Raw genomic sequence first — 22,937 nt, 5'->3', positions numbered from 1 at the left:
CATGCCACGTCATCGCCCCGCGCGGCTCGAACACATCGCAGGCATCGGCGTCGACCGCATGGGCGCCATCGCGGACGATGCGGACGGACCGCCCTTCCTCCGGCTCGAAAACCTCGACGTCGATATCCCGCCAGACCCCGAAGCGGTCGCGCGCACCGTGCGCGCAGCCTCGGAAGATTCGGACAACAGCTACCTACCCTTCGTCGGCCAATCGCGCTTGCGCGAAATTGCTGCGCGGCATGTGTCGGCGCTCTCTGGCGTGGACTACGGCCCGCGCAACTGCGTGATCTCCGCAGGCGGCCTCTCGGGCATCCTCAACGCGCTGCTCGCGACAGTCGAGGTGGGCGACGAAGTGCTGGTGACCGATCCGACCTACGCGGGCCTCCTCAACCGCATCCGCCTGGCGGGCGGCACGCCGAAGTACGTGCCCTTTCAGTTCACGCCCGGCGGCGAATGGAAGCTCGACCGTGCGGCGCTGCAAGCCGCCATCGGACCGCGCGTGCGCGTGATGCTGCTGATGTCGCCATCGATGCCGACTGGAGGCTACTTCGACGAGGACGACTGGCGCGCCATCGCCGCGCTGTGCGTGCAGCACGACCTGACGCTCATCCTCGATACCGCCATGGAGCGTCTGCTCTACGACGGCCGCAAGGTGATTCACCCGGCGGGCCTCGCGGGCATGGCCGAACGCACGATCACCGTCGGTTCGTCAGCCAAGGAGTTGCGCATGATCGGCTGGCGCGTGGGCTGGACCGTGGCACCCGAGAGCTACATGCCCGATCTCGTGGCCGTGTCGCTTGCCAATGTGGTCGTGCCGGTGGGTATCGCGCAGGACGCGGTGGCGACGGCGCTGGAACAGTCGGCGCGCACGCTCGCGCCGTATGTGGCCGAGCTGGAGCGCCGGCGCGACACGGTGCTGGATGAACTCAAGGGCCTGCCGGCCGGTATTCCAGCGGGCGGCTGGTCGCTGCTGCTGCGGACCAGCGATTTCGGCATCGACGGACAAGCGCTGTCGGAGCGCCTCCTGAAAGCGCGCGTCTGCGCGACGGCAATGCGCGGCTGGGGCGAAACGCACGGCGCGCAATACCTGCGCTTCGTGTTCTCCAACGAGCCGGTCGAAAGGCTGCGCGGACTCGGCAACAAGGTGCGCGCCGCGCTGGGCGCTTAGAGGTTCACGAGAAGAGGCGTTTCCAGAGGCTCTTGCCGGCGGCGGGCTCGACGGCGACGGCCTCGGACTTTTCAAGCAACTCGACCAAGCCCGGTACGCGCGGCTTCTTGAGCCATTGCGCATAGGCCAGGTAGGTTTCCGCCTTGCCTTCGATGCGCAACTGCTCGGGCATGGCAGGACACGGCGCGGAGCCCAGCAATACGCGCAGGGCTTCGAGCTGGTCCATGCGGATCGCGCTCATGAGCGCAGTCTCCCCGAGTGAAGGAATGATGTCGTTGGCACCTGCAAGCCTCGCGTCGAGCAGGGGCTGGATGGCGGCCGCATCGCCATCGACCGCAGCGGCGCCCAGCGCTTCGAGCGCTGCCAGCCGCTCGGGGGAAAGGCTGGCCGCATAGGCGTCGTCGCGCTTCTCGTCCTCGCTGCGCGCATCGCCACCCTCCATCGTCATGAAGTCGGTCACCAGCGCCACGGGCTCGCCGGATGCGTCCAGTGCCCAGAAGCTCGGGTAGCTGCCGTCGCCCCAGCCCGAGCTGAAGATCAGCACGTTGTTCGCGCTGCCCTCGCCCAGCGGGTAGTGGTCAGCCATGTCCTTGACGCCCAGTTCGGTGTCGAGCACGTCGTCGTAGTAGCTGACGTAGCCGGGGTTGGCCGATTCGCGCGCCTCGCGCTCGGCGATGGCCGCGGCGCATTCGGCGTCCATGAAGCAGCCGACGCCGGCATCGACGGGGTAGCCGTAGAACTCGTCGTCGCCGAGTTCGTCCTGCGATTGCCCGCCGAGCAGCGCCGGTTCCCAGTGCAGATCGGCAGGCTGCAGGCCTCCACGCTCGTGCAGCCAGAGCACCGCCAGCGCGTGGCGACCTTCGTGCTGCAGCACTTCGGCAGCGAATGCACCGCGACCGCTCACGCTGCGGATGAAAGGCGCGCGTTCGGGCTGCACCAGCGGATCGCAGGCCACGATGCGGCCGCTCGTGATGTGAAGCATCCCGCACGGCTGGCGCTGAAGGTGACGCACGCGCAATGCCTCGTCGTCGAGGAAGATGGTCCGGAGGTTGTCGATGTCGAGATAAGCCATGCGCGCAGTTTCTCATTGCGCCATGACAAAGGGCCGCGAAAGCGGCCCTTGTCGATGTCGGATGCAACCGACCTTACTGGATCAGCTTCGCACCCGTCTTCGCCTGCAGCGCATCGAAGCTCACGCCCGGCGCGAGCTCGATCACCTTCAGGCCTTCGGGCACCACGTCCATCACCGCGAGGTCGGTGATGATGCGGTCGACCACGCCCACGCCGGTCAGAGGCAGCGTGCACTTCTCGAGGATCTTGAAGTCCTCGGTGCCGTCCTTCTTCTTCGCGACGTGTTCCATCAGCACGATCACGCGCTTCACGCCCGCCACGAGGTCCATCGCGCCGCCCATGCCCTTGACCATCTTGCCGGGGATCATCCAGTTGGCGAGGTCGCCCTCGGTGCTCACCTGCATCGCGCCGAGGATCGACAGGTTGATCTTGCCGCCGCGGATCATCGCGAAGCTGTCGTGGCTGCCGAAGATGGCCGAGCCGGGGATGGTGGTCACGGTCTGCTTGCCGGCGTTGATGAGGTCGGCGTCGACGTTGTCTTCGGTCGGGAAGGCGCCGATGCCGAGCATGCCGTTCTCGCTCTGCAGCCAGACTTCCTTGGTGCCGGTGTGGTTGGCCACCAGCGTCGGGATGCCGATGCCCAGGTTCACGTAGAAGCCGTCTTCGAGTTCTTGCGCGGCACGGGCCGCCATCTGGTCTTGGGTCCAGGGCATCTCAGGCTCCTTCTTTCTTGTTGACGACCTTGGCAGGCGATTCGGTGCCGATGGCCGCCTGGGCGATCGCGGCCTGGGCCTCGACCTTGGCGGCAGCCGCATCGACCGGCGCCGACGCACTCACCGTGCGCTTCTCGATGCGCTTCTCGGGCGTGGCGTTGAGCACGATGCGGTGCACATAGATGCCCGGCAGGTGGATGTCGTCGGGGGCGAGCTCGCCCACTTCGACGATCTTCTCGACCTCGACGATGCAGACCTTGCCGGCCATGGCGGCGGCCGGGTTGAAGTTGCGCGCCGTGAGACGGAAGCGCAGATTGCCCGACTTGTCGGCCACGTCGGCCTTCACCAGCGCCACGTCGGGCACCAGCGAGCGTTCCATGACGTAGGTCTCGCCGTCGAACTCGCGCAGTTCCTTGCCTTCGGCCACTTGCGTGCCCACGCCGGTCTTGGTGAAGAAAGCCGGAATGCCGGCGCCGCCCGCACGCAGCTTCTCGGCCAGCGTGCCCTGTGGCGTGAATTCGAGGGCCAGTTCGCCTGCGAGGTACTGGCGCTCGAACTCCTTGTTCTCGCCCACGTACGACGCGATCATCTTCTTGATCTGGCGCGTCTCGAGCAGCTTGCCGAGGCCGAAACCGTCGACGCCCGCGTTGTTCGAGATGACGGTGAGGTTCTGCGCGCCGGAGTCCTTCAGCGCATCGATCAGCGCTTCGGGAATGCCGCACAGGCCGAAGCCGCCGACCGCGAGCGTCTGCCCGTCGGCCACGACCCCCTTGAGTGCCGCGTCTGCGGAGGGATAAATCTTGTTCACTCGGGCTCCTTGATGGAATGGTGAAGAGTGGGTGGGTGATTGGGTGAGAAGCCGTCAACGATACTACGTACCCGCATACGTAGTATTTCGTAATGGTGACCCCCGATGCCTGAAATCGACTATCGGCTGGCTTTTGAACATGCCCCCGTCGGCATGGTCGTCTCAAGCAACCGCACCATCGTGGCCTGCAACCAGCGGGTGTGCGAGATCTTCGGCGCAACGCCCTCTGCCCTGGTCGGGCATTCGTTCAGCATCCTGTACCCGAGCGTGGCCGAGTTCGAGCGCATCGGCAAGCGCATGGAACCGTTCCTGAACGCCAATGGCAACTACGCCGACAACCGCATGATGAAGCGCCTGGGCGGCCTGCATGGCGCCATTGCCGGCGAGACCTTCTGGTGCCACGTCACTGGCCATGCCATGAATCGCGCCGCGCCGCACGAGGCCGGCATCTGGACCTTCGAGGACCTGGGCTCGCGCCGCGCGGTAAAGGCCGAGCTCACGCCGCGCGAACGCGAGGTGGCGGCGCAGGTGATGCAGGGACTGACGTCCAAGGAGATCGGCAAGGCGCTGGGCATCAGCCACCGCACGGTCGAGCTGCACCGGGCGCGGCTGATGCGCAAGTACGCGGCGGCGACCACCGCGGAGCTGGTTCAGAAGCTCATCGCGGGCTAAGAAACGCCCCGCCGGATCATCGCGCGGGGCTGGAAGTTCCGAAATTCGTACCCCAGATCGTTGCGAAAACGGAAACGCCGCGTCCTCGAAAGGCCCGTGTTGCTGCGCGTTCAGAGGTCTATCTTCGAGTTCATGCGAACAAGCCGTTCGCACCATTCAGGAGTCAATGCCATGTCCACAGCCCTTCATTCCGAAAAGAACCTCCTTCAGCAAACCCGGGTGTCCGTCGCCCAGGTCCACGCCATCGCCGCGCACCGCCTGCCGGTGACCCTGACGCTGGCGGCGATCATCCTGTCGGTGCTCGGCGTCAAGCCGTAACGCATCGCGGCGGTACGGTCCCATCGGGTGTGAATTTCAGGGCACGAGCTCTGAAATCTCGATGAGATTCAGGTCCGGGTCGCGCACATAGACCGAGCGGATGCGCGAGGTCGCCCCCGTGCGCATGACGGGGCCTTCGATGATCGGCACGCCCTTCTCGCCCAGGCGCTCGATGACCGCTTCGAGCGGCACGCTGGCGATGAAACACAGGTCCAGCGAACCGGGCGTGGGCACATCGGCCTTCGGCTCGAACTCGTGCCCCTTCACATGCAGGTTGATCTTCTGGTTGCCGAAGCGAAAGGCCTTGCGGCCGGCGCCGAAGGTCTCCAGCGTCATGCCCAGTGCGTCGACGTAGAAGCGCACGCAGGCCTCTTCGTTCGCGGTCGTGAGCACCAGGTGATCCAGGTGGTCGATCATGAGGGGCTTTCTCCTTGTGCGGAAGCAGGCGACTCTAGAAGCAGATCGCGATGAAGAGAAGTGCCCATTCGGCAGCGAGACCTCGCGAATCACGAAGGCCGGACCGCCCTCCCTATTTCTTCTTCAGCGTGGACGCAGGCCTTGCAACGACCGGCGGCGCCACTGGCGCCTTGACCCAGCCGCGCAGCATCACGCCCAGGCAGATGCCGGCCGCGAAGATCACCCAGTACACCCAGGCCGGCAGGTTTTCCGCGCCGCTGTGCAGGTTCATGCCGAAGGCGGCGCCGATGGCCATCAGCGGAAAGGTCAGCGCAGCGATGGTGTTGAGCTTGTGCTGCGCGCGGTTCATTTCCATGGCCGAGTGCGCCTGCGCTTCCGCGGCATGCGCGAGGCGGTAGTCCAGCGACATGCGCGTGTCCGCGAGCAGCAGCTCGAAGCCGCGCGATATTTCGACAGCGAGGTCGCGCAGATCGACGAGCATCAGGTCGTCCTTGACGGCCTCGCGCGCGGCCTGCAGGGTGTCCTGCATGTTCCTCGCGGCACGGGTCAGCGGCATCAGCGGGCCGAGGATCTGGAACAGATCTTCCGAGGTCTCCGCCGACTGATGCCGGATCTCGAAGGTGCTGAACGCCGCACGATAGCTTTCGAGCAGCTTGGCGAGCGCCCTTTCGCCGGGGTTGTTGCCCTTGTGGAGCCACGCCCCATCGGGCTTGCGCAGGAACACCGTGGGCTTGCGTTCGGCGCCGGCGCCAGTGGGCGGCTCGTGCAGGATCACCATCAGGTGCCCCTGCTCGTGAATGACGCGCTGCGCGCCGTAGGTCGTGCCGCCCAGGCGCTGCTGGATCTCGGGAGGCAGTTCCCAGTCGTAGTCGATTCGTCTCGCCATCAGTCGGCCTGCAGTTCTTTCCACAAGGTGTCGAATTCGTCCGCAAAGCGGCGAACGAGCGAAGGGTCGTTGCTGAGGATCACGTTCTCCTCGTTGTAGTCGCAGGCGCTGCGCGTCCAGTTGTAGCTGCCGTTGATGAGCCGTGCGCCGTCGAAGATGGCGAACTTGTGGTGCATGTGCGCCTCGGTGCGGTCCACCGCGACCGGGATGCCGGCCGCGCGCAACTGGCCGACGTCGCTGCCGCGGTCGAACTCCTTGTCGTTGTCGGTGATGAAGCGCACCGCCACGCCACGCCGCTGCGCGGCCAGCACCTCGGCGGTGATGCGGTCGTCCGACAGCGTGAAGACACAGAGATCGACCGAGCGCTTCGCGGCCTTCAGTTGCTGGTTGATCGCCTGGAGGCAGGCCGTGCCGGGGCTGAAGAAAGCTTGCGAGTGCACCGCGACCGCATCGGGCGAGCGGCCGGTGTCGATAGAGCGGACCACGCCTTCGAGCCACTTGAGCAGCGACAGCTGCTCGGGGTCGGCGGTGCGCGCACGCACTAGGTCGAAGGCGCGGTTGCGCAGCTGGCGCAACCCGTCCTCGGGCGGTGAGGCTTCGCGCAGGGTGTGGACCAGCACGCGGCGCTCGTCGTCGCTCAGGCGGGCATCGGCCATGGTGGCGTCGAGCTGGGCCAGCAGTTCGGGCAATGCGGACATCAGTGATCCTTGTCGGGTTTCGGGGCTCGCTTCGGTGCGGCCCGCGTGGCCTGCACTTCGGCTGCAAGACGTTCCATGTCCTGCTTGATCGAGCGGTCGAGTTCGAGCCGGCGCTCGGTGGCGGTCACCAGCGGCAGGATCAGCTCGCGGTAGGTGACCGCGATCTGGAGCATCGCGTCGGCCAGACGCTGGCTTTCGCTCGGCCCTTCAGCCACCGGCTGGGGCACGGGCTTGAGCGCATCGACCGCGCGCGCCACGTCGAGCATGCTGCTCGCGATGCGCTGGCTACCGTCCACGTCGGCGCCGCCGAGCTTGCGCTGCCGCACGAACTCGTCGCAGATGGCGGTCCAGCGCGCGCTTTCCTCCGGCGTCGGGCTGCCCAGCAGTTGCGCGAGGCGCAGCAGGTTTTCTTCCGCGCCGGTGGTCAGCGTCTGCGCCTCGCCGCGGTAGTGGTCGCGCAAGAGCGCATCTAGCTCATCGTCGCGCATCAGCGCGGTGATCTTGCCCGCGAGCTTGGTCATGTTGCGGTAGCTGCCCTGCAGCTTGAACGGTGGCGCGGCACGGTAGGCCTCTTGCTGCGCGGCCGATTCGATGTACGCAAGGTTGACCTTCAGCAGCAGGTCGCGCGCACGAAACAGCCGCTGCAGCAGGGCCTTGATTTCCTCCAGCTCGACCGCGCTGTAGGCATGCGAGAGCGCGCTGCTCGGCACGTCGTGGCCCTGCGCCATCTTCACCAGCAACTGCACGTCCTTCGGGTCGCGCGAGGCCAGCGGCATCAGCGTGGGATTGGAGGTCAGGCTGTTCTCTATGTACGAGAGCGCGAACGCCGCCTCGCGGCCCGAAAGCACATCGCCCAGGTTGTAGATGTCGGCGCGGTTGGCCAGCATGTCCGGAATCTTGAACACGTCACCCGACTCGGTATAGGGGTTGCCCGCCATCACGATCGCGAAGCGCTTGCCGCGCATGTCGTAGCTGCGCGGCTCGCCGTTCCACACGCCTTCGATGCGGCGGGTGCCATCGGCCAGCGCGATGAACTTCTGCAAAAACTCGGGGCTGGTGTGCTGGATGTCGTCCAGGTACAGCATCACGTTGCTGCCCATCGCCAGGCCCAGGTTGAGCTTCTCCAACTCCTGCCTTGCCGCGCTGTTGGGCGCGTTGGCCGGGTCGATGGCTGTCACGCCGTGGCCAAGTGCCGGGCAGTTGATGCGTACGAAGATGAGCCCGAGCCGGTCGGCCACGTACTCCATCAGCGTCGTCTTGCCGTAGCCGGGCGGCGAGATCAGCAGCAGCAGGCCCATGCGGTCGGTGCGGCTGCCCTCCCCCGCCGAGCCGATCTGCTTGGCGAGGTTGTCGCCGATGATGGGCAGGTAGAGCTCGTCGATCAGCTGGTTGCGCACGAACGTCGAGAGCGGCTTGGCCTGGAACTGGCCGAGCTTGAGCCGCGCCTTCTCGCGTTCGAGCAATTCGTGGCGCAGGCTGTGCAGCGCCTCGTAGCCCGGCACCGCGTGCATGGTGTGAAACAGGAAGCGGCGCCAGAAGTCATTGAGGTTCAGCGTGATGCGGCCTTCCGCCACGCGCGGATGCTCACCACGCAGCCCTTCGACCGTGCGGTCGAGCGCCGCATTGACGCGGGTGCGCTGCAGCGGAATGGCCAGTACGCTGGCTGCATCGTCCACCCAGTCGACCGACTGCGGTGCCTGGTGCACGGCGTAGGCGCGCACCCAGTCGCGCGCGAGGCGCCAGCGCTCTGCCGGCGGTGCGGCATCGAGGTCGTGCTGCCAGGCGTCGCGTCGGCCGCTGCGCTCCAGTTCGCGCAGCAGTGCGGCGGCGAGGTCTTCGCCCGCGCCCGAGACGGCCCAGGTTTCGCCGCCGCGCTCGCCGGCCAGCTCGCGCACGAGGTACGCGGCAGCCTGGTCGCACAAGGTGGAGACGCGGCCGTCGTGCGCATCGCGCTCTTCTTCGTTCGCGTCCTGCGCCAGCGCCAGCATGTCAGGCACCACGTCGTGCGCGAAGTGCTTCAGCGCGCGCGCCGTGTCCGCTTCGAGCTGCTCCAGCGCATCGCGCCGGCCGAACAGGGTCTGCATCTGCATCGCGGCCCGCGCGCGGCGCAGCAGCGATTCACGATGGGCGATCAGGTGCCCGTGCTGCCAGTAGAGCAAGGCCAGCGCGCGTTCGGTCGGGCCCCAGGCCAGAAGCCCGGCCTGGTCCTGCATCGCGACGAGCGCGCCCAGCAGGCGCAATGCGTCGTCGTCGTGGATGCCCTTCTGGTAGCCCTCTTGATACCGCGCGGCGGCGAAGCGGCGAACCATGTCGAGCAGTTGCGGATGCAGCGGGTCTTCGGCCAGCAGCGTGAGCACGTCGGCCCACGTGCGCTCGGCCTTGCCGTCGAGCAGCGCCTCCAGCAGCCGGCCCGCAAGGTATTCGGCGCGTGACAGCTCAGGCGTTTCCGACACCAGCGACTGGTTCCAGTAGCGCTGGAGCGGCAGCAGCCGGGGTTCGTCGACGGGGCTCTGGTAATCGGTGCCCGTCACCTGGTAGGCCATGCCTTCGTCGCGGGCCACCAGCGTCAGGTCGACCGGCTGGCGGTGCACGGTGAAGGCGTGACGGCCCAGGCGCAGCGTGTCGCCGCCCTCGCTCACCAGCTCGCGCTTGTCGCGGATCGAGCGCAGGGCCTGGTCGCGCGCGGTCTTCAGGCGCGTGTCGAGTTCGTCGGCCGGCACCGCGGCGCCCAGCGTGCGCAGGTCGGCGATCAGCGTGCGCAGCTTGCCGATCATCGGATCCGCCGCGAAGTAGCTGTGGACCTGCGTCAGGTCGGCAAGCTGCGCGATGCGGCGCGGAATGCCGTCCAGGATGCGCCCCGCCGCATCGACCACGCCCTGTGCGCGGCGCTGCCGGGCTTCCACCAGGCTCTGCCGGCGCGCGGAGAGCGCCTCGTAGACGGTCTCTCGCTTCTCGGCGATGTCGGCGAGAAAGTCTTCCTGCTCGGCGAAGCGGCCTTCGATTTCTTCGAGCTGGGCCAGGAGGCGCGTGAGCGCGTCGTCGCACTTCTCGGGTGTGTCGGCAAACTCCAGCGCGTTCTCGACCGCTTGGCTGAAGAGCTTGAACTGCGCGCCGAACTCCGCGCGCGCCTCGGTCGCGCCCAACGACTTGCGCCGCACACGCGCGTCGGCACGCATGCGGTTGATGTCGGCGTAGATCAGCGAGATGCGGTCCAGGATGGAGGTGCGAATCACCGCATCGCCGCCCGGCAGGCTTCCCAGCTGCTCGGTCAGCAGGTCAAGGCCCGCGGCCTGCTCGTCGAGCGTGGTGAGCATCTGCCCGAGCGCGGGCGACGTGGCCAGGTTGGGCAGGTCGAGCGCGAGCTTGTCCAGCGCCTGGCGCTGGCCGTTGAAGGCGGTGTCGGCCGCCAGGAACTGCATCGCGCGCTCGCCGATGCGCTGCTGCTCGACTTCAAGCGCGGCGTCCATCGCGGCGATGCGCGGCAGGTCGGCATAGCGCAGCTCCTTGAGCATCTGCAGCGCGCCGCGCCGCTCGCGCAGGCGACCCAGCGCCTTCACGAAATCGTCGGGCACGCGCCAGATGGTGCTGGCGATGTCGACCAGCAGCGCATGCTGCGCGTCTTCGGCCCGGGCCAATGCGCGGGCGGTTTCGCGCCGGATGGTATCGACCTTCTCGAACTCGGCCAGCGTGCTGCGCGCCACGTCAGCGATGCTGCGCAGCTCCGCCATGAGGCCGGCGGCTTCGGGCGCGTCGAGCCAGAAGTAGGCGTCGCTCACGCGGGTGCACTGGCGGATCAGGTCTTCGTAGGCGGCGCGCGTGGGCGCCTGCTCGCGCACTGCACGCGCGATGCCCATGAGGTCGCTCACGCCGCGCACCAGTTCGGCATTGCCGATCTTGCCGAAGAAGCCGGTGGCGGGCGGCTGCGCGCCCACATGCTCTTCGCTGGCGAACGGCGTCTGCCACAGCTGCATCGGGTGCACCCGCGTCGGCTCGCCGTCGTTGTCGTGGAACACCAGGATGCGGCCGTCGGCAAAGCGCGCGTAGCCGTTGGCAATGATCGGCGTGGCGAGCTTCTTGTCGATCAGGTTGTAGTTGAAGAGCGCGTAGCGCCCCGGCTTCGGGTCGTAGAAGACATAGGCCACGTCCTCGCCGTTGGGCGAACGGAGCATGCGCTTGAAGCGCAGGTGCTCCACCACTTCGGCCGGCAGGTCGAAGCGCTTGTATTCGCCCGACTGCAGGTAGTAGCCCCCCGGAAAAATGATCCCGTGGTCTTCGGGCAGCTGCACGCAGGAGCCGCCGATGGCATCGATGCGCTCGACCTGCTGCGTGCGGATGTTGAACACCAGGTAGCGCGTGACCTGCTCGCGGTAAGGCTTCACGCGCAAGAGGATCAGCATGCCCAACTTGGCCCAGGCGATCTCGGCATCGGTGAGCGACTGGCTCTTGTCCTCCACCGGTTCGCTGTAGATGCCCAGCCCCGTCTCGGTGTTGTTCTCGATCTTGATCGTGAGGTCGCCGCCCAGCGTTTCGACGAACACCGTGTCGAGCACGTTCACATGCGGATGCTTGCCGCCCACGTGGTCTTCGCGCGTGGCAACGGTCCACTCGAAATCGTGGCTCGCGGGCAAGGCGATGTCGCGCTCGCCGCGGTTGTCGATGTAGTGGATGCCGCCGTCGCGCTCGATGGCCCAACGGAACACGCGCACGTCGTGCAGCTGCTGGCCGATCTGGAACGAGGCGAGCAGCTTGTCTTGCGTCACGCGCAACTGCAGCAGCGTGGCCTGTTTGTAGTAGGCGTAGAGCTCGCGGAAGTCGGAGACGAAGCGTGTGTCTTCCAGAAAGGTGCCGGCCAGCGGCACGGGCTGCAGCTCGTCGTTCTCGGTGGCGGCTTCGCCCGGCGTCGCGAGCCGGTAAAGGCCGAACACGTCGCCCACGGCCGTTTCCTTGCGAAGGCCGATGAAGACGTTGTAGCCGAACAAGAGCAGGTCGCCGATGCGCACGATGTCGCGCGCTACGGCGTTGTTCTCGGTGCGCGCGCGGGTGCGCAGGATCAGGGTCTGATCGGAGCGGCCGAACTCGGCCAGGCGCTGCTCGTTGAGCGCCTGCGTCTTCTTGAGCAGGCCCTCGCCCTGGGTTTCGAGCCGTTTCTTCAGCAGGTCGTAGCTACCGCTGCCCGAGACCAGGGCTTCGGTGGCGTCGATGGGAGCCTGGGCGCCGGGCGGCGCGCCGGTTTCGTCGGTAGGTTGCATGGATCGGCGCGGTCAGTCCGCGCGCAGCAGTGCGAGCAATTCGTCGCGGTGAGGCTGGGTGTCGAGCCAGGTGCGGATGCGGTCCAGCTCGTCGATGCAGTCGTCGCCGTAGCGGCGGCGCAGCGCGGCAAGGCGCGCCTCGCGCACCTCCTCGGTCTGCAGCCGGCGCTGCCAGCCGTCGGACAGCAGCTCGTCGAGCCGGCCGGCCAGGCCACGGCTCACGAGAGCGCGCCATTCGCCCTGGTCGAACCAGAGGTTCTGGCAGGACACGCAGCGGTCGATGCGGAAGTCGGGCCCCGCGCTCACGCGCAGTCGTTGCATCAATCGATCGCACTCCGGGCAGTGGCGCACGGCGGCGAGGTCGAACACCTCGATCACCTCGTCGTCGACCTCGTGCGGCACGCGCTTCGGGTCGGCGGCCTTCCAGCTGCGCCAGTCGTCCATGTCCATCACCATGCCATGGCAGTCGCCGCACTGCACGCCGAGCAAGGCTTCGGCGAGTGCGACGGGCTGCATCGCGGAATGGGCGGCGCAACTGCACTTCAGGTTCGGGTTCATCGCGCGCTCCCGTCTCAGTTGCGGAAGGAGGAGATCAGGTTCTGCAGCGCCGACTTCTGGCTCTCCGTGCCGTCGTTGGCGATCTTGCTCATCAGCGAGGCAACGCTGAGGTTCTGGATTTCGCCCGACGAATTACCCAGCGCGCCGACGATGTCGCGCAGGTCCTTCACCACGTCGCGTTCGCCCGAGAGCTGGTCCTTGAAGGCGACCTGCACCGCCTGGCTCTTGGAGATGACCCCGTCGATCCCCTTGCCCACCGAGAGCGAGCGCACGAAGCTGTCGAAATAGTCGCCCGAGCCGCCCACGATGTCGATCTTGGCGTTGGCGAGCGCGGTGCCCAGCACATCGGCCTGTTCCTTGGCGATGGAGGTTTGCGCGTCGATGCCCTTCAGGGTCTCGATGTGCGACTTTTCCAGGCGCATGCGGAACTCTTCGTGGTCGCGGGTTTCGGGGCTCATCGACTTCATGGCCTCGAACTTTTCATGCAGGCCCTTGGCCTCGGCGTTGAAGCGGGCTTCGATCACCTGCGCATCGGCCTGGCCGGACTTGAGCGTGGCTTCGGCATCGGCCGTGCGCACGTTGACTTCGGCGAGGCCGAGCTTTTCCTTGCCTGAGGCTTCGGCGTCGAACTTGGCGCGCATGCCGGCGGCTTCGGCCTGCGAGCGCGCCTCGATGACTTGCGCATCGGCCTGACCGGCCTTGAGGATCGCGTCGGCATCGGCCTGGCGCACATGCACATCGGCGAGGCCCAGCTTTTCCTTGCCCGAGGCCTCGGCTTCGAAGCTCGCGAGCCTGGCTTGCGCGCTGGCGATCTCGACCTTCGCGGCGGCCAGGCCCGGTGCGGCGGAGATGGCTTCCACGCCTTCGGCTTCGCGCTTCTTCGATTCGGCGTCGCGCTCGGCCACCTTGAGCTTGGCATCGGCCAGCGTCAATTCTTCGGCCGCCTTGTGGCGTGCGCGCTTTTCCTGCGTTTCGGCCGCCTTCACGTCGATGACCATCTTCTCTTCGGCCTGGCCCTCGGCCATGATCACGACCGACTTCTTGGTGCGCTCGGCCTCGGCGACCACGCGCAGTTCCTTGATGGCTTCTTCCTGCTCGGCCACGGTGCGCTCGACCACGATGCGCTCGCGGATCACGTCGGCAATCGCCTTCTTCTGCACTTCGACGGCCTTGTCCTTCTCGATGCGCTGCAGCGTCACTTCCTTCTCGCGGTCGACGATCTCCAGGTCGCGGGCGCGCGTGACCTTTTCTTCCTCGACGGCCACCGCACGCTTGCGGTTGTTCTCGGCGACTTCCTTTTCGCGCTGCACGTTTTCCTGCTGGACGGCCACGGTCTGTTCCGAGAGCAGGCGCGCAGTTTCGGACTTGGTGCGCTCTTCGGACTGGATCTTGGAGGTCTCGGCTTCCTCGCGGGCACGCACGCTGGCGATCTCGCGGTGCTGGCGCGAGGTGGCGTCGGCCTGCTGGCGCTCGAGTTCGAGCAGGGCTTCCTGCGTCTCGACGTTCTTCTTCTTGATCTGCATTTCCTCGTTGCGGCGCAGCTCGTTGGTGCGCACATGCTCGACCGCCGTGAGTTCGGTGATCTTCTTGATGCCCTGCGCATCGAGGATGTTGTTGGCGTCGAGTTCCGACAGCGGCGTCTGCTCGAGGTAATCGATGGCCGCGTCCTCGAGCACGTAACCCGAGAGGTCATTGCCGATCTGGCTGATGATCTGGTCGCGGAAGCCGTCGCGCGCCTGGTAGAGATCGACGAAGTCCATCGACTTGCCGACCGTCTTGAGCGCTTCGGAAAACTTGGCGGAGAACAATTCCTCGAGCGTCTCGTGGTTGGAGGCGCGCGCGCAGCCGATGCCCTGCGCCACCTTCAGCACGTCGTCGGCGGTCTTGTTGACGCGCACGAAGAACTTCACCTTGATGTCCGCGCGGATGTTGTCGCGGCAGATGAGGCCTTCGTTGCCCGAGCGGTCGATCTCGATGGTCTTGACCGAGATGTCCATCAGCTCGGCCTTGTGGATGATCGGGTAGACCATCCGCCCGGTGAAGGTCACCTCGGGCTCAGCGCGCAGCGTGTTCACGATGAGCGCGTGGCCCTGTTCGATCTTGCGATAGAACTTGGCGAACATCGCGAACAGGCCGAGGATGACAACGGCCAGTATGACGACGGCAAAGATGATGGGCTCCATTTTTTCTCCAGATTTGCTTTGAGAGCGGACGAACAGTAAGGGATGCGCGTGATCAGACGATGTCTTCGTGCGCCGCGATGAGGTAACGCCCGGCCACCTCGTCATATTCGAGAATCAGCGCGTGCGAGCCGCGCTTGAGCGTGTTGGGCGTGGGCGCCCAGACGCGGATGTTCAGGCTGGCGCCACGGCGCGAAATCTCGGCGCGGCCGTCTTTCTCGTTCACCACGCCGGTGACCACGCGGCAGGCCTGGCCCACCAGCGCGGCATTGCTCACGGCCGTGTGGCTGACGAAGAGGCCCCTGAGCGGCCGGATGGCGACCGCGGTGACGGGAATGGCGATGGCCGCGCTGGCCACCAGCAGCACCGTGCCGGCCACCAGCTTGAGCACCATCGTCGGCACCAGCGGCATGAGCCACTCGCCGCCGAGGCACGAGACCGTCCACGCGACGAGCACCAGCAGGCTCACGGCCACCGAGAACGGCACGCCGTTGAGGCCGAAGGCGACGACATAACTCGCGAGCTGGCCGACATCGCTCGTGTCGCCATCGGCGTGCGTCTGCACGTCGACGTCGATGCCGCTGCCTTCGATGTCGACCATGCCGAGCACCGCGAGCACCCAATAGATCACCACGACGCCCAGCAGCACCGTGTAGATCGCGGTGGGGTACCCCGTCACCGCATCCATGAAATTGCCCATTGATCCTCCCGCTTGCGGGTTGTTGTTTGTTGTTCTACTTGCGGCTCGGCTTCCCCGCGCCGGTGCCCTTCTTCCCACTACTTGCAAACGCAATCAGGTCGCGCGTGGCTCTTTCCTTGATGGCCAGGCGGTCGTCGGCGGCGAGGCCATAGCGCTTCGCCAGGAATTCGTAGTCTGCCCCGCTGAGCGACACCGTCAGGCGCGGGCGCTTGGGCTTCGACGTGGTCGCCAGCCCCAGCACCTGGCGGATCTGGTCGGAGGTGGACACGTGCTGCCCGAAAGCCGCCGTGCGGACCGCCTCCAGCACGGCCTCCTCCACGTCGAACGCCACCTGGACGGCGCGTATCGCCTCGTCCGAGCCCTGCCAGCGAACCGGCTTGACCCGCACGTTCATTCGGAAGCCGGCCCGCTCGGGTTGGCCTGGCGGGCGCGGATGCGCTCCATCACCTTGCCGGTGCGGTCGGCGTCGCTGCCGATGCCCGCGGCGGCCAGCTTCTTCTCGAGCGCCTGATGGCCCAGTTCGTTCTCGAGCGCCTGGCTGGCGGTCATGCGGTCGGCCAGGTCTTCGTGGCGTGCGCGGATGCGTTCGAGCGATTCGCGCGCATTGGCCAGGCGCGAACCGCCGCTGCCGATGTTCTCGGAGATCGACTGCGTGGCGCGGTAGACGCTCTCGGTGGTCTTGGCGATGCCGATCTCGCGCTCGTGCTCGCGGATGCGCGCCTCGGCCGACTTGATCAGCTCCTTGAGCTTGGAGACCTGCAGTGCGTAGGAGGCATGGGCCTTGGCCTGTTCCTCCAGCTCCTGCTCGATGGTGCCGACCTTGGCCGCCACGTCGAGCGCAAGGCTTTCCTGCGTCTTATTGAGCGCTTCGAGCGCGAGGCCTTCGTAACGCGTGGCTTCGTTCTTCAGGCGCTCGATCTCGCGGGCCGACTGCATCTCCTTGGCCATCACGCCCGTGAGGTCGCCCTTGGCCTTCTCGATGCTGTGCTTGGCGTCGATGATTTCCTGCTCGTAGATGCGCGTGGCATTGCTGTCGACCACGCTCTCGCCGATCTCGCGCGCGCTGCCGCGCAGCAGGGTGACAAGCTTCTTGATGACGGTCATGTGGATCTCCGCTTAATTCAGGAATTCGGACAGGGCGTCCAGTGCATCGAGCGCGTTGTCGCTGAGCACCGCCACTTCGCGTGCGACGTCTTCCACGCTCGCGTTGCGCCCGAGTGCACCGGTGAGCACGTAGCGGCCATCGACGCGGCCGAAGGACGACAGGGGCACGGATGGGTTGAGATCGAGCAGCGATTCGAGCAGCTCGGTGCGGCGCTCGGGCCTCACTTCATCCTCGGTCCAGAGGTAGCAGATGCAGATGATCTGCATGTCGGAACTGGTAATAAAGATAGGCAGCTCGTCGCGCCCCTCGATGCTCACCTGGACCACGGGCGTACTGCCCGGAATGGGTTGCAGCTGCACCGGCAGCCCGCCCATCGCGGCGCCCGCCAGCGCATCGAGGCCCTTGAGTTGATCGAGCAGTGATTGCATACCTCTCCTTGTGGTTGAAACCGTTGGAAGCGAGCGGTGCTTCGATGGGTTCACTATAGGTGCGCCGACATAACATGTCAAAAATTTTCTTTTTGCCAAGCCATGACTTTCGGCACTGGCGCGCTCTCTAGAATCCGCCGATGGCAGGCCCGTCCACCCTGCGTGTCGATTTCGTGACGCGGCTCCTCCTATTCGTCTGATTCTTTTCCGATGTCCGCTTTGCTTCTTGTCTCGGCGTCTGCCTTGCTGCTCGTGCTCAATGTGTGGATGACGCGGCGCGCTCTTGCGATTGACGAAATTCCACTGCGAAAGAACCTGCTGATCGCCATGATCTGGATCGTCCCCTTCATGGGCGCGTCCATCGTATGGAGCTATCTGCCCAGACCACCCCGCGATCCCGGGAAAGGTGTCGACACCGCGCTGCCGAACGGATTCATCGCCGAGGCTGCACCGACCGAAATCTCCCTCGGCGGCGCGGAGCCGTTTTCGCTCCCCCCGAACATCGGCTTCTCCCATGGCCTTCCCCTGCTGGACTGGCAAGCCCTCGGCGAGTGGACCTCATCGCAGACTGAGCCCGATCGTCAACGCGCGGCCACTGCGCTGGGAAAGCGCGCATGGCTGCTTCATCTCAGGGATGCCCTGGGACCTCATTTCCATTTGTACGAATCGGAACAGGCGTGGGTGCTCTCCTCGCTGGAGCACTCGGTCGCCGTCGCCACGGCGGCATATGTCACTTCCACACGCAAGAGAATCCGGAAAGTCCTCGCCGGCGTTGCCGTGTTCGAGGAGAACGACAGGAGCATCCTGCTGGTCATGGACGATGAAGAGACGTACTACGGCTACGTTTCGAGCTACTACCCCGAACAGGGCGAATTCGCCCTCAGCGGCGGCATGTTCATCAATGCAGGCTGCCCGCATTTCCTTGCCAAACGGGCCGACCTCTCCGCCATAGAACCGGTCATCGCGCACGAGATGACCCACAGCGCCCTGTCACATCTGGACCTGCCAAGATGGCTCGACGAAGGGCTGGCAGTCAATACGGAGCGAAGACTGGCAGGTGCGGGGCCCGCAACCCACACCCCACAGGAACTGCGGCGCAAGCACCTCGCCTTCTGGGGAGAAACCGAGATACAGGAGTTCTGGTCGGGCGAGTCCTTCTTCAGGACCGACGACGGCAATCTTCTTTCCTACGAGCTCGCCCGCATTCTGGTCGAGTTGCTGGCAAAGGACTGGCTTCCCTTTGCACAGTTCGTGTCCACCGCGCGACACGAAGATGGTGGCGCCGATGCAGCGAGCGAAATCTTTGAAGCGGACCTCGGCGCGCTGGCTTGCGCACTGCTCGAGCGGGAACCCGATCCCCGCTGGTCACCGACTCCCGAGACCTGGTTCGCCCCGCGAGCAGCATTCGCGCAAGCTCGTCATGCCTGAGGCCACGTAAAGAGGCAACTGATGGCCCCGCGAGGCTGAACGAAAGACTGACTTGCCCCGTCGTGCGGGAGCCGCCAGACTTTGCCCATGACCTCGCTCCCGCATCCATGACGACCAGCAAGCTCGCGCAGCGCCTGTCGGCCGTTCCCTCCACCTTGCGGATCCCCCTGGCCGCGCGTGCGTCCGGCGACGCCATCTTCCCGCAGGTGGCCGTGCGGGACGCCTATGCCGCAGCCATCCTCGAGAAGATCCGCGACGACGGGCAGGCCCTGCCGGAAGACCGGGCGACCATCTACGGCATCCTCGCGCGCACGCGGCGCTTTCGCAGCCTCGCGCAGGATTTTCTGAAGCGGCATCCCGGCGCGCGCGTGGTGAACATGGGCTGCGGCCTGAGCCACTACTTCCAGTGGCTGGACGACGACAAGTCGCGCATGACCGATGCCGACCTGCCCGAGGTGCTCGCGCTGCGCCGCGAGCTGATTCCCGAGACCCATCCGCGCCACGACGTGCGCGAGCTCGACCTGACCGCACCCGACTGGTGGGACCAGCTCGGCCTGCCGAAAAAGCGCAACGCGCCACCGGTCTTCCTCTTCACCGAAGGCGTGCTCATGTACCTGAAGCCGGAGACCGTGCAAGCGGTGCTCGCCGCCTTCGGCGAGCGGGCGCCCGCGGGCTCGGTGCTGGCTTTCGATGCCATGTGCTGGATCGCCACCGGGCGCGCGCGCAACCATCCGTCGGTGCGGCCGACGGGCGCCGAGTTTCTCTGGGGCCTGCGCCGGCCCGCCGACCTGACCCAACCGCATCCGCGCCTGCAGCTGGACGGCACCTACCGCGTGATGGAGGGCCTGGGCCTGGCCTACACGGTGCTTGGCCCGGTGTTCAGGATGGTCTTCGGCGCGCCCCTTTATGCGGTGTATGCGTTGAGCGCCGTGGACACGGTGGCGCCAGCCGATACATAAACGCACAATTTTCCGAATCGACGGCTTTGTCCGGCCTGCATTGCGCGGAATGGCTGACGCGGGGTGTCCCGCGAAATGCGGCAAGCTGGCGGCTGCTTCCATCGCGGAAAATCATTCCGCGTTTCGCCTCGTTCTCCCCCTCCCCAAAGACTCGAACCCTCAAGAAACACATGCTTGATCGCCGATCCTTCCTTGCCGCAGGTGGTGCCGCCGCCGCACTCGCCGCCCTTGGACTGCCCGAAGAGGCGCTGGCCGCCAACGGCCTGCAACTGAGCCAGCCGTCGCCTTTCTCGTTCGACCGTCTCGTCGCGCAAGCCAAGCGCCTCGCCGCGCAACCCTACGTTGCCGCCGCGCCGCTCGCACCCAACGTGCTCGAGAAGATCGACTACGACGCGCACGGCAAGATCAAGTTCGACCCCGCCAACGCCCTCTTCCGCGAAGGCCCCGGCGCGTTCCCCGTCACCTTCTTCCACCTCGGCCGCTTCTTCCAGACGCCGGTGCGCATGCACGTGCTGGAGAACTCCGATGGCGATGCCTTCGCCCGCGAGGTGCTCTACAGCCCCGACTACTTCTCGATGCCGCCCGACAGCCCCGCGCGCGCGCTGCCGCCCGGCGCGGGCTTCGCGGGTTTTCGCCTGCAGGAAAGCCGCCTGGGTGACCAGAGCAAGCTCGACTGGCAGAAGAACGACTGGGTCGCCTTCCTCGGCGCCTCGTATTTCCGCGCGATCGGCGAGCTCTACCAGTACGGTCTCTCGGCGCGCGGCCTCGCACTCGATGTGGCGGTGCCCGACAAGCCCGAGGAATTCCCCACCTTCACCCGCTTCTATTTCGAGACCCCGGCCGCGAACAACACCACCTCGATGACCGTCTACGCGCTGCTCGAAGGGCCGAGCGTGACGGGCGTCTTCAAGTTCGTCATGCAGCGCGGCAAGGCGGTGATCATGGACATCGATTCGCGCCTGTTCCTGCGCCGCGACGTGGCGCGCCTGGGCCTCGTGCCGCTCACCTCGATGTACTGGTACTCCGAGACCATCAAGCCCACCGCCATCGACTGGCGGCCCGAGGTGCACGACTCCGACGGCCTCGCGATCTGGAACGGCGCGGGCGAGCGCATCTGGCGCCCGCTCAACAACCCCACGCAGACGCGCGCCTCCGCCTTCGCCGACACCAAGCCGCGCGGCTTCGGCCTGTTGCAGCGCGACCGGTCGTTCGACCACTACCAGGACGGCGTCAACTACGAGAAGCGCCCGAGCCTCTGGATCGAACCGCTGGGCGATTGGGGCGAAGGCTCGGTGCAGCTCATCGAGATCCCGACCGACGACGAGATCCACGACAACGTCGTCGCCTTCTGGGTGCCGAAGGTCGAGGCCAAGGCGGGTGCGAGCTACAGCCTGCAGTACCGGCTGCACTGGACCGACCAGGAGCCATTTCCTTCGCCGCTCGCGCGCTGCGTGGCCACGCGCATCGGCCGCGGCGGCCAGCCGGGCCAGCCGCGGCCGCAGGGCGTGCGCAAGTTCATGGTCGAGTTCATCGGCCAGCCGCTCACCACCGTGCCCTTCGGGGTGAAGCCCGAGCTGGTGCTCACGGCGCCGCGCGGCAAGTTCTCGTACGTCTTCGCCGAGGCCGTGCCCAATGGCGTGCCCGGCCACTGGCGCGCGCAGTTCGACTTCACGCCCGAAGGCAACGAGCCGATCGATATGCGGCTCTACCTGAAGAACGGCGACCAGACGTTGACCGAGACCTGGCTGTACCAGTACCAGCCTGGTTGAGCTTCTTCAACGCGTTGGGTGTGCGTTGTGGGGCGCGAAGAGCTCCACCGCCCAGTCGACGAACACGCGCAGCTTGGCGCTCAGGTGCCGGTTGGTCGGGTACACCACGTGCAGCGGATACGGCTCGGGCGCCCAGCCCTGCAGTATCTCGACCAGCGCGCCGCTTGCCAGATAGGGGGCGGCCATCACATCGAAGGTCTGTGCCACGCCGATCCCGGTGAGCACTGCGCTCAGGTGCGCGGTGCTCTCGTTCACACCGACCACCGTGTGGCCGTGGATCTCGATGCGCTCCTCGCCGCGCACATAGCGCAGCGGAATCGGCCGGTTGCTCAGCGACGAGAAATAGCCCACCACGCGGTGCGTGCCGTCCCCCAGGTCCGCCGGCGTCTTCGGGACACCGTGGCGTTCCAGATAAGACGGCGTCGCGCAGGTCACGAAGGGCAAGGTCGCGATGCGGCGCGCCACGAGCGTCTGGTCGTTCAATTCCCCGGCACGGATCACGCAGTCGACCGCATCGCCGATCAGGTTCACCGGCCGGTCGCTCACGCCGATCTCGAGTTCGATCTCCGGATAGCGCGCATGGAATGCCGGCAACTGCGGAATCAGGATCATGTTGGCCAGCGAGGAGCCGACGTCCACCCGCAGCCTTCCGCGCGGATTGGCCTGCGCATTGGTGAGGTCCGATTCGATGTCTTCCAGCTCGGCAAGCACGCGCGCCGTGCGCTCGTAGTAGGCCGCGCCTTCCGGCGTGACGGTCACGCGCCGCGTCGTGCGTTGCAGCAGCTTCACCCGAAGGTGCGTCTCGAGCTGCTGCACCATCTTCGTCACGGTGGGCTTGGGCATCTGCAGCGAATCGGCCGCGCGGGTGAAGGTGCCGGCCTCGACCACCCGGGCGAAGACGCGCATGGCGGTGATCTGGTCCATCGCCGGATTATTAGTGATCCGGAAATAAAGATGTCCCGCGCGGCCTCTTGGTCTGCGAGGCGGTCGCGCCCAAACTGCCTTCCATCGTCAACGCTGCCTTGCAGCAATTTCCAAGGAAGAAAGAAGTCATGTCCCAACTCAAGCTCAACGACAAGATCGCCCTCGTCACCGGTGGCACCAGCGGCATCGGCCTGGCCACCGCGCAACGCTTCGTGGCCGAAGGCGCCCATGTGTTCATCACGGGTCGCCGCCAGGCGGAACTCGATGCGGCGGTGAAGACCATCGGCCGCAACGTGACCAGCGTGCTCGGCGACGTCTCCAAGCTCGCCGATCTCGACAGGCTCTACGCCACCATCAAGGAACAGAAAGGCCGGCTCGACGTGCTGTTCGCCAACGCGGGCGGTGGCAGCTTGCTGCCGCTCGGCCAGATCACTGAAGAACATTTCGACAAAACCTTCGGCACCAATGTGCGCGGCCTGCTCTTCACCGTGCAGAAGGCGCTGCCGCTGATGCCCAAGGGCGCGTCGATTGTTCTCAACGCATCGATCACCAGCATCAAGGGCAACCCGGCCTTCAGCGTCTACAGCGCGACCAAGGCGGCGGTGCGCAGCTTCGCGCGCGGCTGGGCGGTGGACCTGAAGGATGCCGGCATCCGCGTCAACGCGGTCAGTCCCGGTGTGGTGCCGACGCCGGCCTATGAGCTGCTGGGCCTCACGCCGGAACAGGTGAAGGGCTTCATCGAGGGACAGGCACAGAACATTCCACTGGGCCGGGTCGGCACGCCCGACGAGATCGCCAAGGCTGTGGTGTTCCTCGCCTCCGACGACAGCAGCTTCGTGAACGGCACGGAACTGTTCGTCGACGGAGGCATGGCGCAGATCTGACC

21 protein-coding genes are annotated in these 22,937 nt (G+C 66.3%); 7 read left to right on the top strand and 14 right to left on the bottom strand.

The features are described 5' to 3' along the window. The first annotated feature begins 1 nt into the window (after window position 1). Window positions 2-1,168: a pyridoxal phosphate-dependent aminotransferase gene (locus tag ACSFA7_RS03065; RefSeq protein WP_435498014.1), complete on the top strand. Its 1,167-nt coding sequence runs from the start codon at window positions 2-4 to the stop codon at window positions 1,166-1,168. A 4-nt stretch (window positions 1,169-1,172) separates the two neighbouring features. Here the strand turns inward: ACSFA7_RS03065 and ACSFA7_RS03060 are convergent, their stop codons facing one another. From ACSFA7_RS03060 to ACSFA7_RS03050, 3 genes are all read right to left on the bottom strand, one after another. Further along, window positions 1,173-2,240: a DUF4241 domain-containing protein gene (locus tag ACSFA7_RS03060; RefSeq protein WP_435498013.1), complete on the bottom strand. Its 1,068-nt coding sequence runs from the start codon at window positions 2,238-2,240 to the stop codon at window positions 1,173-1,175. Window positions 2,241-2,313: 73 nt separating this feature from the next. After that, window positions 2,314-2,952, bottom strand: coding sequence for a 3-oxoacid CoA-transferase subunit B (locus ACSFA7_RS03055; RefSeq protein ID WP_042579296.1), 639 nt, complete (start codon window positions 2,950-2,952; stop codon window positions 2,314-2,316). Window position 2,953: 1 nt separating this feature from the next. Continuing rightward, window positions 2,954-3,760, bottom strand: coding sequence for a CoA transferase subunit A (locus ACSFA7_RS03050; RefSeq protein WP_435498012.1), 807 nt, complete (start codon window positions 3,758-3,760; stop codon window positions 2,954-2,956). Between the two features lie 105 nt (window positions 3,761-3,865). Here ACSFA7_RS03050 and ACSFA7_RS03045 point away from each other — a divergent pair, with 105 nt between their 5' ends. After that, the gene (locus tag ACSFA7_RS03045) at window positions 3,866-4,432 is read left to right on the top strand and encodes a LuxR C-terminal-related transcriptional regulator (protein WP_257859203.1); all 567 of its coding nucleotides are present in this window, start codon (window positions 3,866-3,868) and stop codon (window positions 4,430-4,432) included. A gap of 171 nt (window positions 4,433-4,603) precedes the next feature. Next, the gene (locus ACSFA7_RS03040; RefSeq protein ID WP_206178557.1) at window positions 4,604-4,750 is read left to right on the top strand and encodes a hypothetical protein; all 147 of its coding nucleotides are present in this window, start codon (window positions 4,604-4,606) and stop codon (window positions 4,748-4,750) included. A 36-nt stretch (window positions 4,751-4,786) separates the two neighbouring features. On the opposite strand, the gene ACSFA7_RS03035 is transcribed toward ACSFA7_RS03040, so the two are convergent. From ACSFA7_RS03035 to ACSFA7_RS02990, 10 genes are all read right to left on the bottom strand, one after another. Then, the gene (locus ACSFA7_RS03035) at window positions 4,787-5,167 is read right to left on the bottom strand and encodes a VOC family protein (protein ID WP_435498011.1); all 381 of its coding nucleotides are present in this window, start codon (window positions 5,165-5,167) and stop codon (window positions 4,787-4,789) included. 112 nt (window positions 5,168-5,279) lie between these two features. Next, on the bottom strand, window positions 5,280-6,053 hold the full coding sequence (locus tag ACSFA7_RS03030; protein ID WP_435498010.1) for a magnesium transporter CorA family protein: 774 nt from the start codon (window positions 6,051-6,053) through the stop codon (window positions 5,280-5,282). Further along, window positions 6,053-6,751: a phospholipase D-like domain-containing protein gene (locus ACSFA7_RS03025; RefSeq protein WP_435498009.1), complete on the bottom strand. Its 699-nt coding sequence runs from the start codon at window positions 6,749-6,751 to the stop codon at window positions 6,053-6,055. The genes ACSFA7_RS03030 and ACSFA7_RS03025 overlap by 1 nt, the downstream gene beginning before the upstream one ends. Beyond that, the gene (locus ACSFA7_RS03020) at window positions 6,751-12,000 is read right to left on the bottom strand and encodes a DNA repair ATPase (RefSeq protein ID WP_435498008.1); all 5,250 of its coding nucleotides are present in this window, start codon (window positions 11,998-12,000) and stop codon (window positions 6,751-6,753) included. Before ACSFA7_RS03020 ends, ACSFA7_RS03025 begins: the two co-directional genes overlap by 1 nt. Window positions 12,001-12,012: 12 nt before the next feature. Beyond that, entirely contained in the window at window positions 12,013-12,558 is a 546-nt protein-coding gene (locus tag ACSFA7_RS03015) for a TFIIB-type zinc ribbon-containing protein (protein WP_435498007.1), read from the bottom strand. A gap of 14 nt (window positions 12,559-12,572) precedes the next feature. After that, a complete protein-coding gene (locus tag ACSFA7_RS03010) occupies window positions 12,573-14,741 on the bottom strand; it encodes a flotillin family protein (protein WP_435498006.1) in 2,169 nt (722 codons plus the stop codon). Between the two features lie 52 nt (window positions 14,742-14,793). Continuing rightward, a complete protein-coding gene (locus ACSFA7_RS03005; protein ID WP_435498005.1) occupies window positions 14,794-15,438 on the bottom strand; it encodes a ubiquinone biosynthesis protein in 645 nt (214 codons plus the stop codon). Window positions 15,439-15,472: 34 nt separating this feature from the next. Then, window positions 15,473-15,832, bottom strand: a complete 360-nt coding sequence (locus ACSFA7_RS03000; protein ID WP_435498004.1) for a hypothetical protein — start codon at window positions 15,830-15,832, stop codon at window positions 15,473-15,475. After that, the gene (locus ACSFA7_RS02995; protein ID WP_435498003.1) at window positions 15,829-16,542 is read right to left on the bottom strand and encodes a PspA/IM30 family protein; all 714 of its coding nucleotides are present in this window, start codon (window positions 16,540-16,542) and stop codon (window positions 15,829-15,831) included. Before ACSFA7_RS02995 ends, ACSFA7_RS03000 begins: the two co-directional genes overlap by 4 nt. A gap of 12 nt (window positions 16,543-16,554) precedes the next feature. Next, a complete protein-coding gene (locus ACSFA7_RS02990; protein WP_435498002.1) occupies window positions 16,555-16,971 on the bottom strand; it encodes a YjfI family protein in 417 nt (138 codons plus the stop codon). A gap of 210 nt (window positions 16,972-17,181) precedes the next feature. Here ACSFA7_RS02990 and ACSFA7_RS02985 point away from each other — a divergent pair, with 210 nt between their 5' ends. The 3 genes from ACSFA7_RS02985 to ACSFA7_RS02975 all read left to right on the top strand — a co-directional run bounded on the left by ACSFA7_RS02985 (window position 17,182) and on the right by ACSFA7_RS02975 (window position 21,127). Continuing rightward, complete coding sequence (locus ACSFA7_RS02985; protein WP_435498001.1) at window positions 17,182-18,399, top strand: hypothetical protein; 1,218 nt, start codon at window positions 17,182-17,184, stop codon at window positions 18,397-18,399. Between the two features lie 107 nt (window positions 18,400-18,506). After that, window positions 18,507-19,358, top strand: coding sequence for a class I SAM-dependent methyltransferase (locus ACSFA7_RS02980; RefSeq protein WP_435498000.1), 852 nt, complete (start codon window positions 18,507-18,509; stop codon window positions 19,356-19,358). Between the two features lie 170 nt (window positions 19,359-19,528). Further along, on the top strand, window positions 19,529-21,127 hold the full coding sequence (locus ACSFA7_RS02975) for an OpgD/OpgG family glucan biosynthesis protein (RefSeq protein ID WP_435497999.1): 1,599 nt from the start codon (window positions 19,529-19,531) through the stop codon (window positions 21,125-21,127). A 6-nt stretch (window positions 21,128-21,133) separates the two neighbouring features. On the opposite strand, the gene ACSFA7_RS02970 is transcribed toward ACSFA7_RS02975, so the two are convergent. Next, on the bottom strand, window positions 21,134-22,051 hold the full coding sequence (locus tag ACSFA7_RS02970; protein ID WP_435497998.1) for a LysR family transcriptional regulator: 918 nt from the start codon (window positions 22,049-22,051) through the stop codon (window positions 21,134-21,136). A 128-nt stretch (window positions 22,052-22,179) separates the two neighbouring features. On the opposite strand from ACSFA7_RS02970, the gene ACSFA7_RS02965 reads away from it, so the two are divergent. After that, window positions 22,180-22,935, top strand: coding sequence for a glucose 1-dehydrogenase (locus tag ACSFA7_RS02965; RefSeq protein WP_435497997.1), 756 nt, complete (start codon window positions 22,180-22,182; stop codon window positions 22,933-22,935). Window positions 22,936-22,937: the final 2 nt, after the last annotated feature.

Source organism: Variovorax trehalosi (assembly GCF_051216415.1).
Taxonomy (GTDB): domain Bacteria; phylum Pseudomonadota; class Gammaproteobacteria; order Burkholderiales; family Burkholderiaceae_C; genus Variovorax.
Note: the sequence above shows the minus strand (reverse complement) of the source record. Positions and strands in the feature narration are given on the sequence as shown.